Raw genomic sequence first — 829 nt, forward strand, 5'->3', positions numbered from 1 at the left:
GCCTGTGTTTAATCACTAGCGGGCGGGGGATCACGTCGTGAGATCAAAGGCGTTGAAGCGGGAGAGTAGTGATTGTGCAAACCCTCATCTCCCGCTTCACCGAGCGGTGTGTTTGGATCGCTAAAAGAGTTTGCGACGATACGGATGAACCCGCCGCTCCGGAAGGAGGCGGCGGGTTCCCTAACTATGTGATGATACCGTTGCATTGTCTGCGGATTTACCTCGGGACCACCTACCGAATGACGATCGATCTCCTGAAAGAAATGCCACGAATAACGCGGGAGATCGGCCTTGAGCCGGCCGATCTCCCGCACTATTCCACGTTATGTCTCGCGTTTGAAAGACTCGACATGCGTATCTGTCGAGTGCTGCTGGGCCAGTCGGCCCAGCTGCACGATACCGGCGACATCGCCGCTATCGATGCAACCTACTTCGACCGCTCTCCCGCCAGCCGCCACTACTGCCGCCGCACGAATTACCGCGTTCAGACGCTTGAAGCGACGAAACTCGTTGATACGGAGACCCAAGTGATCCTTGATTTGTACTGCACAACGACGTGGGAAGGCAGCGACGCCGAAGTGTGTGAGCAACTCGCCCGCCGGCACGCGGGCGAGTTGCGAGTCCTTACCGCTGACAAAGGGTATGACTGTAACTGGCTTCGGGAAGATCTCCGTGAATTAGGCATCAGACCGCTCATCAAGCACTGTCTCCACAAACCGTACGATCACGCCCACAACGCCCGGATTGACGAGGAACTCTACGGCCAGCGGTCAATGGCTGAAACCGTCTTCTCCAGTGTCAAGCGCTCGCTGGGCTCCGCCCTGCGAGC

General features: G+C 57.7%; 1 protein-coding gene. It reads left to right on the plus strand.

Annotated features, from left to right (window positions below; translation table 11 throughout):
- Positions 1-74: 74 nt before the first annotated feature.
- Positions 75-829, plus strand: a 755-nt coding sequence (locus KM295_RS16800) for an IS5 family transposase (protein ID WP_418904828.1), incomplete at its 3' end; no start/stop codon positions are given.

Source organism: Natronomonas aquatica, assembly GCF_024449025.1.
In the GTDB taxonomy this organism is placed as follows: domain Archaea; phylum Halobacteriota; class Halobacteria; order Halobacteriales; family Haloarculaceae; genus Natronomonas; species Natronomonas aquatica.